Genomic DNA, 12,936 nt, shown 5'->3' with positions numbered 1-12,936 from the left:
TTCATCATCTTCTAAGCCGCGAAGAACGGATTGGCCGGCCGCGCAAGGCCGAGGTGATCCCGCAGCGTCGTCCCCTCATAGTCCGCGCGGAACAGCCCGCGCTCCTGCAGGATGGGTACGACGAGCTCGACGAAATCCTCGAACCCTTCGTGGAAATAAGGCGGCATGACGTTGAAGCCGTCGGCGGCGTGCTGCTCGAACCAGAGCTGGAGCGTATCGGCGATGCGCTCGGCCGAGCCGCACAGCACCCAATGGCCGCGGGCGGCGGCGGTGAGATTGTAGAGATCGCGCAGCGTCATGTTCTCGCGGCGGCCCTTGGCGAGCATGACGCTGGCGAAACTGTGATAGCTGTCGGACGGTGCGATGTCCGGGATCGGCCCGTCGAGATCGTAGGCCGACATGTCCCGGCCGAAGCGATCGGACAGGATCGCGAGCGCATTGCTGCCGCTGACAAAGCTCTGGAGCACGTTGAGCTTCTCGAACGCCTCCCTATCGGTGCGGCCGACGACGGGCATCACGCCCGGCAGCACCGTGACGTCGTCGGCCTTGCGGCCGAACGACGGCAGTCGCGTCTTCAGCGAGGTGTAACCGGCCTTGGCCTCCTCGATATCCTGCACCACCGAGAACACGATATCGGCGGTGCGCGCGGCGAGAGCCTGTCCGGCCTCGGAGCCGCCGGCCTGGAGCACCACGGGGTGGCCTTGCGGGCTGCGGCCGATGTTGAGCGGGCCCTTCACCTTGAAGAACGCGCCGTCATGATCGATCGGGCGGAGTTTGGCCGGATCGATGTAGACGCCGCTCGCGCGGTCGGCGACGATGGCGTCATCCGCCCAGCCGTCCCACAGGCCCTTGACGACGTCGAGGAATTCGCCGGCCATCTCGTAGCGGCGGGCGTGGTCGGGATGGGTGGTGCCGAAATTCGCAGCGGTCGCCGGATTGGCCGTCGTCACCGCATTCCACGCCGCGCGGCCCCTGGAGATGTGGTCAAGCGAGGCGAACACGCGCGCGACCGAGAACGGATCGCTGTAGGTGGTCGAGACGGTGGCGCCGAGCCCGATATGGCTGGTCGAGGTCGCGAGCGCGGCGAGCATCGTCAGCGGCTCGAGCCGCAGCGTGTAGGAGGGATGGGCGGCGGCATCGGCATAGAGATTGTCGCCCATGAAGATCAGGTCGAACTTGCCGCGCTCGGCGGTGCGGCCGATCTGCTGGATGGCTGCAAAGTCCTGGAAGCTGTCGACCGCGCCTGGATAGCGCCAGCCGGCGACGTGGCTGCCGGTTCCCAGGATGAACAGGCCGAGATGCATCTGTCGTTTCATGGCGTCATGTCCAGAACAGTATCTTGCGTTCGAGGAAACCGATCAGGCCGAAGAAGGCGAGGCTCGCCGCCGATGCGACGACGATCGCCGCCCAGACCTGGACGAAGTCGATCTGGAGCACGGCCTGGTAGATCACCCAGCCGAGCCCGCCATGCGCGCCGAGCATCTCGGTGACGATCGCGACGATCACGCTGCGCACCGTCGAGACGCGCATGCCCGCGAGCAGCAGTGGCAGGGCAGTCGGCAGGCGCAGGCGCCACAGCACACCGAAGCGGCTTGCGCCAAAACTCTTCATGAGATCGACGGCGCGGCGGTCGACACGGTCGAGCCCGGCCAGCATCGAGAGCAGGATGGTGAAGCTCACCGCCATCGCCACCATCACGATCTTCGAGCTGACGCCGATGCCGAACCAGAGCAGGATCAGCGGCGAATAGCCGACCACGGGCACCGAATTGATCGCGGTGGCCAGCGGCAGGATCGCACTGCGAAGCGCCGGAACCAATGCGATTGCGACGGCGAGGCCGATACCGATCAGGCATCCGAGTCCGTAGCCGACCAGCGCTTCGAGCAGGGTGTAACCGGCAGCGTCGATGAGCGTCGCGCGCTTGGACCAGAGGCCGGCGAGGATGTCGGTGACGGCGGGCAGGACATAGGCCGGCAGATGCAGTCCGCGCGCTGCGCCTTCCCAGCACGCGACCAGGAGGACGGCGCCCAGGATGCCGCGCTGGACGGCGAGCGAAGGTGAGGCAAGCGCGCGGCTCATTGCTCGGCGCTCCAGAACACCAGCCGTCGCTCCACCGCGGCGACCACCGCATAGAAGCCGGTGCCGAGCAGCGCGGCGGCGAGCAGGGCGGCCCAGATCGCGACGACGTTCTCGGTGAACATGGCCTGGAGCAGCAGCACGCCGAGCCCGGTGGTGTCGCCGAACCATTCGCCGACGATGGCGCCGACGAGGCTCAGCGATGCGGCGAGCCGCAGCGCGACGAAGATCTGCGGCAGTGCGGTTGGAAGCTGCAAGCGGAGCAGCAGCTGGCGGTTGGAGGCGCCAAAGCTGCGCATCAGGGCGATCTGCTTGGGATCGACGGTTTCGAGGCCCAGCAGCGTGTTCACCGTCACCGGAAAGAAGGTCAGATAGAACGCAATGATCGCCTTGGCGAGCAGCGTATTGCCAAACCACAGCACCACGAGCGCCCCGAAGGCGATGACCGGAATGGTCTGCGACACCACGAAGATCGGAAACACCATCTCGCGCAGCGCGCGGATGCGGAAGAACACGACGCCCATGAGCACGCCGAACGCCCCGCCCGAAGCAAAGCCGATCAGCGTTTCGGCGAGTGTACGCAGGAAGCCGTCGACATAGGCGCGAGGCGTCGCCGCGATCGCCATCAGGATCGTGCTGAGGCGCGGCAGGTAATAAGGCCGGATGCCGAACAGCTGCACCGAGCCTTCCCAGATCACCGCCGCAATCGCAAGGCCCAGCAGGAGCCGGACCAGCTTGCGCAACGAAGCCGGCATCGCGATGCGCTGCGCAGCAACCCAGCTCTTGCCAAGCGATGCCGCCGAAGGGCGGCTCACGGCAGCCGGTCCGCCAGCGGAACGCTCTGGATGAAGCTTGCATCATACGCGGCGGCAAGATCCAGCGGCTTGGAGATGACGCCGTACTTCAGGAAGAAGTCGTGGGCGGTCTTGACCGCGTCGGCATCGATCCAGAACATGCCGTTCTTCGCCGCCGCGCCTGCGGTCATCAGGCGCTTTACCTCGGTGAGCATGAATTCCTGCTGCGCGCGGTCGAGCGTCGGGGCCGCGGCCATCACGGTATCGACGGCGCCCTTGGGGTCTGCGAACGCGTCCTTCCAGCCTTTGAGCGAAGCGCGCAGGAACGCCTTGACCAGCTCCGGCTTCTCCTTGGCGGTCGCCTCGGCCACGATCAGCGTGTCGCGCGGGAAGGTGATGCCGTAGTCCTCGGCGACGAAGGTCTTCAGGCTGTCCTTCGGCATGCGCGACTGGATGGTGTAGAACTCGTTGTAATAGGTCGCCGTGACCACATCGACGCTGCCGTCGACGAAGGGTGTCACCGAAACCTGCTGCGGCTGGATCTTCAACTCATCCGGCTTGATGCCTTCCTTGGCCAGCATGCCGTTCAGCACATGGTTGGCGCCGGTAAACCAGGTGGTGACGGTCTTGCCCTTGAAATCCTGGATCGTCTTCACCGGCCCGTCCTTGCGGGTGACGAAGATGAACGGGGTGATCTGGTGCGACACGCCGATGCAGACGATCGGCAGTCCCTTGTCGCGCGCCGCGAAGACGCTGTCGGTGCCGCCGGAGAGACCGAACGTGTCGGCGCCGGTCGCGACCAGGTTCTCGGTGAGCAGGTTGGGTCCGCCGGGATTGATGGTGAGGTCGATGCCCTCGGCCTTGTAGTAGCCCTTGGCGGCCGCAACGTAGAATCCGGCGAACTGCGCCTGCGGCAGCCATTTCAGGCGCAGGCTTGCCTTCTGCAATTCAGCGGCGGGCGCGGCCGTGACAAGCGAGCCGGTCGCCAGTGCGATGGCGGAGAGGACGGAGAGGGCGTGGCGTCGGCTCAACATGGTCAAACTCCAGGCGGTGAAAATCAATTGCGGTAGGACGGATCGGTGCGGTCGAGCTGGCGCATCAGCGCCGGCCATTCGCGTTCGCCGGGCACGAGGATGTCGCCCTGCAATTCCCAGAACTGGCGCGCGGCTTTCTCGCAGACCTCGTGCGGCGGCATCACCAGCTTGGCGCCGGCTGCGGCCGCCGCCTGCATCTGGAGCTGGATCCGCGCGGCGCGTTCGAAATAATACAGCAGCATGAAGGCCTCGCCCGGCGTCCGTCCGACGGTGAGGATGCCGTGGTTGCGCATCAGCATCACCTTGTGCGGGCCGAGGTCGCGCACCAGGCGAACCTGCTCGTCGAGGTCGATGGCGACGCCTTCGTAGTCGTGGAAGGCCTGGCGGTCGTAGAAGCGCATCGCGAACTGGCTGAGCGGCAACAGGCCTTTCTCTTGTCCTGAGACGGCGACGCTCGCGTCGGAATGGGTGTGCAGCACGCAGGCCGCGTCGTGGTTCGAGGTGTGGATCGCGGCATGGATGACGAAGGCCGCGACGTTGACGCCATGCGGCGTTTCGTCGAGCTTGTTGCCCTTGGTGTCGATCTTCACCAGGCTGGATGCCGTGATCTCGTCGAACAGCAGGCCGTAGGGATTGATGAGGAACTGGTCCTCGTGGCCGGGCACGCGCAAGGAGATGTGGTTGTAGATCAGGTCGTCCATCTCGAGCTTGGCGACCATGCGATAGCAGGCCGCGAGCTTGACCCGGGCATCCCACTCGGCCGGTTCGATGCCGCGCGGTGCGGCTTGGGGCTCTCTCGCTGACATCGCGTTCACGGCGTCTTCTCCTGCGCGATGGAGGATTGGAACGACTTCATGCTTTCCTCCTCGATCGCATCGAGCAGCGTGCGCTTGAGGCGCACGAATTCGGGGGAGGTGACGATTTCGGGCCGGCGCGGGCGGGGCAGGTCGACGACCTGTTCGAGCTTCACCGAGCCGGGACGCGCGGTCATCACCAGCACGCGGTCGCCGAGGAAGATCGCCTCGTCGACGTCATGGGTGATGAAGAGAATGGTGCGGCGGTATTTCTGCCAGACGTCGAGCAGCCAGCGCTGCATCATCGCCCGCGTCAGCGCATCGAGCGCGCCGAACGGCTCGTCCAGCAGCATCAGGTCGCGTTCGAACAGGAAGGTGCGCATCAGGGCGACGCGCTGGCGCATGCCGCCCGACAATTGGTTGGGATATTGCTTCTCGAAGCCGGCGAGCCCGAACTCGGGCAGCATCTTCAGCGCCTTTGCGCGCGCCTGCTCGCGCGGCATGCCCTCGACCTCGAGCGCGAGGATGGCGTTGTCGACGACATTGCGCCAGGGAAACAGCAGGTCGCGCTGCGGCATGAAGGAGACGCGGCCGAGCAGGTCGGCGGCGTGGCAGCTCTTGCCTTCGAAGCGCAGGATGCCGCCGGCGTCGGGCTCTTCCAGGCCGGCGACAATATTAAAGAGGGTGCTCTTGCCGCAGCCGCTCGGGCCGACGACGGTGACGAACTCGCCGGGGGCGACGCTCGCCTGAAGTCCGGACAGTGCCGCAACGGAGCCGAAGGTCTTGTCGATCGCGCGCAGCTCGAGCAGCGGCCCAGGCTTCGGGTGAGCCTGAGGGGCCTCGATGGCCGGTCCGGGATCGGGGAGGCGGGCAGCCTGCACCGGGATGTCCTTGTATAATGGCGGCGGCCATTCGCATACGAAAGCGGACCGCGTCGAAATCTCTTAGCAACTCGTGTGCCAGTGCGATTTCGCGGCAAATCAGGCATAAGATTTGCGAGTTGGCAGGTGGATATCCCGGAGATGCACGCATCTCCGCCAGAAAATCGGCCGGCTCACTGGAAGATTGGTGCCATTTTGTATACGTATATCGATATCGGAGAAACATGGTGGCGGATATTGGTGCACATGCCGGAGGCAAGCGCGTGAAAAATGGGCACGAAACCCTGGCCGCAGGCCCCGGCATGACGCTCGCCGAGAGCCTGCGCCAGAAGCTCGAAGGGGCGATCGCGGCGGGGCATCTCGAGCCGGGCAGCCGGCTCGACGAGCAGGAGATCGCCCAGCGCTTCGGCGTCTCGCGCACGCCGGTGCGGGAGGCATTCCGTCTGATGGCCGCCAACAATCTGGTCGAACTGCGCGGCCGGCAAGGGGCGACGGTCCGCAGCATCAAGGCGCAGGCGCTGATCGAGATGTTCCAGGTCATGGCGGAGCTGGAAGGGCTCTGCGCGCGGCTCGCCGCAAGGCGCGTCTCCCCGGCCTGGGGGACTGAAATTGGCGAGATTCACCAGCGGCTTGTGGCGGCAGGTGAAACCGGCGATATCGATGTTTTCTACGACATCAACCAGGAATTTCACGAAGCGATCTATGAGGCCTCGCGCAACGCCTTCCTGGCCGAGCAGGCCCGCAAGCTGCGCAACCAGGTGGCGGCGTATCGCCGCCGGGTGACGCGCATGCCGAACCGGATTGCCGACACCGTTCGCGAGCATGAGGCGATCATGCAGGCGATCCTGGCCCACGATCCCGAGCGGGCGCACAGCGCCATGCGGGACCACGTCAACCTGCTCGGCGACAATCTTCTGGACTTCCTCGCCGCCTTCGAATGCCCCCTCGGGTCGCTTGGTATGCAAATTGCTAGACCGTGTATATCTAGCTTGCATCCTGGAGACCCGGAGTGGACCTGAAGCTGACGAACAAGACCGCCCTGATCACCGGCGCGTCGAAAGGAATTGGACTTGCGGTGGCCGAGCTCTTCGCCGCGGAGGGCTGTCACCTGCATCTGGCCGCCCGCAATGGCGAGGCGATGCTCCAGGCCAAGCGTGATCTGGAAGCCCGCTTTGGCGTGAAGATCACCATCCACGCGCTCGACCTGTCGAGCACGGCCGCGATGGAGAAGCTCGCGGCCGAGGTCGGCGACATTGACATCCTCGTCAACAATGCCGGCGACATCCCGGCCGGCTCGCTGGAAATCCTCGATGACGCCGCCTGGCGGCGCGGCTTCGATCTCAAGGTGTTCGGCTACATCACGCTGTCGCGTCTTTATTATCCGCGCATGAAGGGCAAGGATGGCGTCATCATCAACATCATCGGCAATTCCGGCGAGAACTGGGACGCGAGCTACATCGCGGGCTCGACCGGCAACGCGGCGCTGATGTCCTTCACCAAGGCGCTCGGCGGCCGCAGCCTCGATCACGGCGTGCGCGTCGTCGCGGTCAATCCGGGGCCGGTTGCCACCGACCGCATGCTCAAGATCATGAAGCGCAAGGCGATCGACATGCTCGGCGACGAAAGCCGCTGGGAGGAGCTGTTCGACAAATATCCCGGCAAGCGCCCCGCGACGTCGGAGGAGGTCGCCGATCTCGTCGCCTTCCTGTCCTCGCCAAGGTCCGGCTACATCACTGGCACCGTGGTGACGATCGACGGCGGCATCGCCGCACGCGGCTCGGTGATCTGAGGCCTCGATGTCGAAGCCTCAATCCGCGGCACTGCTCCGCAACCGCTATTTCGATGAGCTCTCGGCGACGCCCGGGCTCTACTGGCTCGGGCAGAACACCAACCATATCGAGAGCCACCCCGCCGTGCGCGAGGCGATGCTGCGCTCGATCGAGGCTGGCGAGTTCAATGCCTATGCCCCGCCGCTCGGCTTCGAGGCGCTGCGTGCCGCGATCGTCGCCGACCTCGGTGTGCCCGGCGCGGAAGCGCTGGTGACCGAGGGCGGCGTCAACGCGCTGGCGATGATCTGTCGCGCGCGCTGCAAGCCCGGCACGACGCTGGTGACGACCGATCCGACCTGGAAATGGCCGTGCCTGTTCGCGCGCCAGCAGGGCGCCGAGGTGATCGAGATTCCGATCTACGATCCGGCCTGCAACTACCGCCTGACGCCCGAGGCGTTGAAGGCGAATGTCGATGAGCGCACGGCGATCATTTATCTCGTCGATCCCAACAATCCGCTCGGCATTCGCTACACCCGCGAGGAGATCGAGAGCTTCGCGGCGATTGCGCGCGATTGCGGCGCGCTGCTGGTGCACGACTGCACCTACCGCGATTTCGCCGACGGCCACACCCCGGCGCTCCACGTGGCGCCGCAAGGCTCGGTGGTCTCGACCAGCTTTTCGAAATGGCTCGGGCTTGCCGGCCTGCGGATCGGCGCTCTGGTCGCAGCGCCCGACCTGTTCGAGGAACTGGCGCTGACATCCACGAGCGTGCTTGGTGCGAGCGTCATCGCCCAGCGTGCGGCGCAGGCGGGACTTTCCGTCAAGGCTGAGTGGATGAAGAAGGTCCGCAGCACCGACCGGTCCAACAAGGCGATGATCCAGGAGGCGGCGGCCGCGATCGAAGGGCTGGCGCTGCCGATCATGCCCTCGCACGGAAACTTTCTGGTGCTGGAGACCATCGCAGCGGGCATCCGTCCCGAGGCGCTGGTCGAGTGCTATCGCCGCCAGGGCATCATGATCCGCCAGGGCACGTATCATACGCAGCGCTTCGGCGACCGCTTCGTCAAGATCAGCACCTCCGTGCCGCAGGCGTGGGTCGAAAAGCTCTGCACGCTGCTGCCGGACATGGTTGCGCAGGCGCGCACGCTCAACGACCTGCCGCCGCAATTCTAGGGAATATGTCGATGACGATGATCACCACCAAAGACGGTGTGAAGCTCCATGTGGAAGAGGCGGGCGCGGGCACGCCGATCCTCTTCATCCATGAATTCGGCGGCAATCACGAAAGCTGGGAGCCGCAGCTGCGCTATTTCAGCCGGCGCCATCGCTGCATCACCTACGCCGCGCGCGGCTATCCGCCGTCGGATGTGCCCGACAGCGTGGAGGCCTATTCGCAGGCGATCGCCGCTGACGATGCGGTCGCCGTGCTCGACGCGCTCAAGATCGAGAAGGCGCACATCGTCGGCCTGTCGATGGGCGGTTTCTGTACGGTGCATTTCGGCCTGCGCACGCCGGAGCGTGCCTTGTCGCTCACGGTGGCCGGCGCCGGCTATGGCTGCGAGAAGGAGTTCGAAGAATATTCTCGCGGCGTCTCGCTCGAAGTTGCCGACAATTTCGAGAAGCAGGGCGCCAAGGAATTTTCGAAGATCTACGCGCTCGGCGCGAGCCGGGTGCAGTTCCAGAACAAGGATCCGCGCGGCTGGAAGGAATTCGCCGATCGCCTTGCCACCCATTCCGACCGCGGCGCCGCCAACACCATGCGCGGGGTCCAGGCACGGCGGCCGTCCTTCTACGATCTCGAAGACGGCCTGAAGAAGATGATGGTGCCGACGCTGGTCGTCGTCGGTGACGAGGACGATCATTGTCTCCAGCCCGGCATCTTCCTGAAGAAGACCATTCCGGCCTGCGGTCTCTCGGTCTTCCCCAAGACCGGCCACACGCTCAATCTCGAGGAGCCGGCGGCGTTCAACGCGCTGCTTGCCGAGTTCATCGCCCAGGTCGAGGCCGGGCGCTGGCTGCCGCGCGATCCGCGCGCGCTGCCGGGCCAGATCATGCGCACGAAGTAGGTCGATGGGATCGAGCACCTTGATCAACGCCGATCGGCTCTGGACGCGCCTGATGGCGCTCGCCGAGATCGGCGCGACGCCCGCCGGCGGGGTGAACCGCCAGGCACTGAGTGACGGCGAGATTGCCGCCTGGCGCCGTGTTATCGGCTGGGCGCGCGAGGCGGGCTTGACGCCGTCGACGGATGCCGCGGGAAACCTGTTCCTGACGCTGGCCGGGCGCGATGGCGCCGCGTCGCCGGTTCTGCTCGGCAGTCATCTCGACAGCCAGCCGACCGGCGGGAAATTCGACGGTGCGGCCGGTGTCATGGCGGCGCTGGAGGCGGCGGTCTCGCTCGCCGAGCAAAGTGACAGGCCGGCACGCGATGTCATCGTCGTCGCCTGGATGAACGAGGAAGGCTCGCGCTTCGCCCCGGGCATGATGGGTTCGGAGGCCTTTACCGGCGAACGCAATATGGATGCGATCCGCGCCGCGCGCGATGCCGACGGCATCAGCGTCGGCGAAGCGCTCGACCGCCTCCACCAGCCTTTCCCTGATGTGCCGCACAGGCCACTCGGCTTCGCGGCCGGAGCGTATCTCGAATTGCACATCGAGCAGGGACCATTGCTCGAAGCAGCCGACTGCGCGATTGGAGTCGTCACGGGCATCCAGGGCAAGAAGACGTTTCAGGTGGTGGTCGAGGGCGCCGAAGGACACGCCGGCACGCTGGCGCAGCAGGAGAGGCGGGATGCGCTCGCGGCCTTTGCGCGGATGGCGTCGGCGCTCCATGCCGAGATCGGCACGGTCGATGCCGACATCAAGTTCACCATCGGCCGCGTTGCCGTGGTTCCGAACGCGCCGTCGGTGGTGCCTTCGCGCGTCAGCTTCAGCATCGATCTGCGTCATCCTGATAATGCGGTGCTCGATGCCGCGGGCGCGCGCATCGCGGCTCTTTGCCAGCAGAACGCCGCACCGTGCGCGGTCACGGTGACACCGCTCGTCGATGCGCCGTCAAACGCCTTCGATCCGCGCCTGCGGGCGAGCATTGCGGAAGCCGCGCGCGAGCAGGGGCATTCCGCCATGGAGATACTCTCCGCCGCCGGTCACGACGCCCGCCATCTTGCCAAGATCTGTCCCGCCGCGATGATCTTCATCCCGTGCCGCGACGGCGCAAGCCATGTCGAGCACGAATGGGCTGAGCCCGATCATGTTGCCGCCGGCGCCTCCGTGCTGGCCCAGGTGCTGCGCGAGCTGGCGTTTGCGCCTGGCATTGCGGTGTGAGGACGCGGATGCAGGACGTGGCCCCACAGGATTACCGCGATGCGATGGCCTGTCTCGGCGCGGCCGTCAACATCGTGACCACAGACGGCAGCGCGGGTCGCGCCGGATTTACCGCATCCGCCATTTGCAGCGTTACCGACGATCCGCCGACGCTTCTGATCTGCATCAACCGCGGCTCCTCTGCCTACTCCAGCGTGACGCGCAACGAGGTGGTGTGCGTCAACGTGCTCTCGGCCCGGCATGAGCCGCTGTCCCGGCTGTTCGGCGGCAAGGTGCCCGCCGAGGAACGGTTTGCCGCGGCCGCGTGGTCGACACTCGTAACCGGTACGCCGGTGCTGGCCGACTGTTCCGCCGCGTTCGACTGCCGGATTGCCGATATCGTCAATGTCGGTACGCATGACGTGCTGTTCTGCCGCGTCGTGGCCCTGCAAAGATCCGGTTGCACCGACAATCTGATCTATTTCGGCCGCGCCTACCACACGGTCGGGGTGACCGATCCAACCGAGGCTGGACCCGAATCCGCTCTTGACGCATCCTGAGGTGAGACTGGCGATCGCCGGCCGTTCCAACAATCACCTCTGCGCGATGGACAAGAGCCGTCAACCGAACAAGCGCGTATCTCTCGCCGGGATGCATATCGACCGGACGTCGGCCGTGCCGCTGCACTTGCAGATCGCGGCCCACATCCGGGGCTGCATTCTGCGCGGCACTTTTCCGGCCGGAACGCAATTTCTGGGCTCGCGGGAGATCGCGCGGGAGTTGGGCTGCTCGCGCACGGTGGTGTTGATCGCGTGGGATCTGCTCTACGCCGAGGGCTATCTTGAATCGACCCCGCGCGGCAGCGTCATGGTGGCGTCAGTCGCAACACCGCACGCGGAGCCGCCGTCGGTGGCGTCGCCCGCGGCCGTGCCCGCCCATATGTCGAAGCGCTGGCAATCACTGCTGGCGTTCGACTACGAGACCAACTGGCCGTCGGAGTTCAGTCCCGGCGCACCTGATATCTCGACGTTCCCCTTCAAGGACTGGTCGCGCCTGCTGCGCCAGACCTGGCAAAATCCGAGGGAGCAGGAGTGCCTCGATCTCCCTCCCGAAGGCCATCCGCGCCTGCGCAGCGAGATCGCAAATTTCCTCGGCTCGGTGCGCGGGCTGGTCTGCTCGCCGGAGGAGGTCGTCGTCACGTCAGGCACATCGGGGGCGCTCAATTTCTGTAGCCGGATGATCCTCGATCCCGGCGACGAGGTCTGGGTCGAGGAGCCCGGCTTTGTCGAGGCCCGGTGGGCGCTCACGGCGGCCGGCGCCAAGCTGGTTCCGGTTCCGGTCGATGACAAGGGGTTGGTGGTCTCGGAAGGGATTCGACGCGCGCCGGGTGCCCGGCTGATCGTGGTCACGCCGTCGCATCAATATCCGCTCGGCGTCAGCATGGGCCTGGAGCGGCGTCTCGAGCTGCTCGACTGGGCCAACAAGAACGATGTCTGGGTGATCGAGGACGACTACAATTCGGAGTTCAGGCACCAGGACAGCATGATCGCCTCCTTGCGTTCGCTCGATCGCGAGGGGCGGGTGATCTATTTCGGCACCTTCTCGAAGATCATGATGCCGAACCTGCGGCTCGGCTACATCGTCGCCAACAGGCATTTCATCGATGGCTTCTCCAAGGGCCGCGCGCGGATCGACGTCCATACCTCCGGCGTCGGTCAGCTCGCGCTCGCCGAATTCATGCGGGAGGGGCATCTGCTGCGGCACCTGCGCGGGATGCGCCGGGCCTATGCCACCAGGCGCAAGGCGCTGATCGATGCGATCGCCACGCTGATGCCTGACGATCTGACCGTGTCCGCGGCGGTGACGGGACTGCATCTGGTGGCGCTGTTCACCGAGGCGATGCGGGCGCGGATGAGCGACCGCGAAGCGGCTGCAAGCCTGAAGCAGGCTGGCATCCATGTGCAGCCGCTGTCGCAGAATTTTCTGGAGCAGCCGACGTTGCAAGGTCTGGTGTTCGGATACGGGCGGCTGCGCGTCGAGGATGCATCTCCGCTGCTTGCGAGAATCGCGGCTTGCATCGGCAGCAGCTCCCGCAATGCATCATCCGACCCGGCAATATCGTCTCGTACTGTTCGTACAATAAAGAGAGGCAGAGCCGATCGTGGTGCATAGCTCATAGGCACCCGACGATCCCGCAGCGCCGTTCGATCGCCTGCAAATTAGACAGACGATTTCAGACGTTCGGATTGCAGCGCAGCAGGAGTTGCGATTTGCCCGGAGAATTC

Annotated in this window: 13 protein-coding genes; 7 read left to right on the top strand and 6 right to left on the bottom strand. The window is 65.6% G+C overall.

Translation table 11 applies throughout. The features are described 5' to 3' along the window. Window positions 1-11: 11 nt before the first annotated feature. Genes ACFLEY_RS29825 through ACFLEY_RS29800 form a run of 6 tightly spaced genes read right to left on the bottom strand, consistent with a single transcriptional unit; the run spans window position 12 to window position 5,579 of the window. Window positions 12-1,316, bottom strand: coding sequence for an LLM class flavin-dependent oxidoreductase (locus ACFLEY_RS29825; RefSeq protein WP_028172088.1), 1,305 nt, complete (start codon window positions 1,314-1,316; stop codon window positions 12-14). Between the two features lie 4 nt (window positions 1,317-1,320). Continuing rightward, window positions 1,321-2,079 (bottom strand): ABC transporter permease, encoded by a 759-nt coding sequence (locus ACFLEY_RS29820; protein WP_060911316.1) that lies wholly within the window; start codon window positions 2,077-2,079, stop codon window positions 1,321-1,323. Further along, a complete protein-coding gene (locus tag ACFLEY_RS29815) occupies window positions 2,076-2,891 on the bottom strand; it encodes an ABC transporter permease (protein WP_060911317.1) in 816 nt (271 codons plus the stop codon). The genes ACFLEY_RS29820 and ACFLEY_RS29815 overlap by 4 nt, the downstream gene beginning before the upstream one ends. Next, window positions 2,888-3,904, bottom strand: coding sequence for an ABC transporter substrate-binding protein (locus tag ACFLEY_RS29810; RefSeq protein WP_060911318.1), 1,017 nt, complete (start codon window positions 3,902-3,904; stop codon window positions 2,888-2,890). The genes ACFLEY_RS29815 and ACFLEY_RS29810 overlap by 4 nt, the downstream gene beginning before the upstream one ends. Before the next feature lie 23 nt (window positions 3,905-3,927). Next, a complete protein-coding gene (locus ACFLEY_RS29805) occupies window positions 3,928-4,719 on the bottom strand; it encodes a class II aldolase/adducin family protein (RefSeq protein ID WP_082756458.1) in 792 nt (263 codons plus the stop codon). Continuing rightward, window positions 4,716-5,579: an ABC transporter ATP-binding protein gene (locus tag ACFLEY_RS29800; RefSeq protein ID WP_011086102.1), complete on the bottom strand. Its 864-nt coding sequence runs from the start codon at window positions 5,577-5,579 to the stop codon at window positions 4,716-4,718. Before ACFLEY_RS29800 ends, ACFLEY_RS29805 begins: the two co-directional genes overlap by 4 nt. 224 nt (window positions 5,580-5,803) lie before the next feature. Between ACFLEY_RS29800 and ACFLEY_RS29795 the strand changes: the two genes are divergently transcribed. The 7 genes from ACFLEY_RS29795 to ACFLEY_RS29765 are packed head-to-tail and all read left to right on the top strand — an operon-like array spanning window position 5,804 to window position 12,823. Then, entirely contained in the window at window positions 5,804-6,598 is a 795-nt protein-coding gene (locus ACFLEY_RS29795) for a GntR family transcriptional regulator (RefSeq protein ID WP_249162690.1), read from the top strand. Further along, on the top strand, window positions 6,589-7,368 hold the full coding sequence (locus ACFLEY_RS29790) for an SDR family oxidoreductase (protein ID WP_011086104.1): 780 nt from the start codon (window positions 6,589-6,591) through the stop codon (window positions 7,366-7,368). The genes ACFLEY_RS29795 and ACFLEY_RS29790 overlap by 10 nt, the downstream gene beginning before the upstream one ends. Window positions 7,369-7,375: 7 nt before the next feature. Further along, entirely contained in the window at window positions 7,376-8,521 is a 1,146-nt protein-coding gene (locus ACFLEY_RS29785; protein WP_060911319.1) for a pyridoxal phosphate-dependent aminotransferase, read from the top strand. A gap of 11 nt (window positions 8,522-8,532) precedes the next feature. Beyond that, the gene (locus ACFLEY_RS29780; protein ID WP_060913015.1) at window positions 8,533-9,414 is read left to right on the top strand and encodes an alpha/beta fold hydrolase; all 882 of its coding nucleotides are present in this window, start codon (window positions 8,533-8,535) and stop codon (window positions 9,412-9,414) included. Between the two features lie 52 nt (window positions 9,415-9,466). Further along, complete coding sequence (locus tag ACFLEY_RS29775; protein ID WP_396604276.1) at window positions 9,467-10,672, top strand: Zn-dependent hydrolase; 1,206 nt, start codon at window positions 9,467-9,469, stop codon at window positions 10,670-10,672. A gap of 8 nt (window positions 10,673-10,680) precedes the next feature. After that, the gene (locus tag ACFLEY_RS29770) at window positions 10,681-11,211 is read left to right on the top strand and encodes a flavin reductase (protein ID WP_211433310.1); all 531 of its coding nucleotides are present in this window, start codon (window positions 10,681-10,683) and stop codon (window positions 11,209-11,211) included. 46 nt (window positions 11,212-11,257) lie between these two features. Continuing rightward, a complete protein-coding gene (locus ACFLEY_RS29765; protein WP_060913016.1) occupies window positions 11,258-12,823 on the top strand; it encodes a PLP-dependent aminotransferase family protein in 1,566 nt (521 codons plus the stop codon). The last annotated feature ends 113 nt before the right edge of the window (window positions 12,824-12,936 follow it).

Source organism: Bradyrhizobium sp. YCK136, from assembly GCF_044570075.1.
In the GTDB taxonomy this organism is placed as follows: Bacteria; Pseudomonadota; Alphaproteobacteria; order Rhizobiales; family Xanthobacteraceae; genus Bradyrhizobium; species Bradyrhizobium diazoefficiens.
This window is presented reverse-complemented; position numbering and strand designations above follow the sequence as displayed.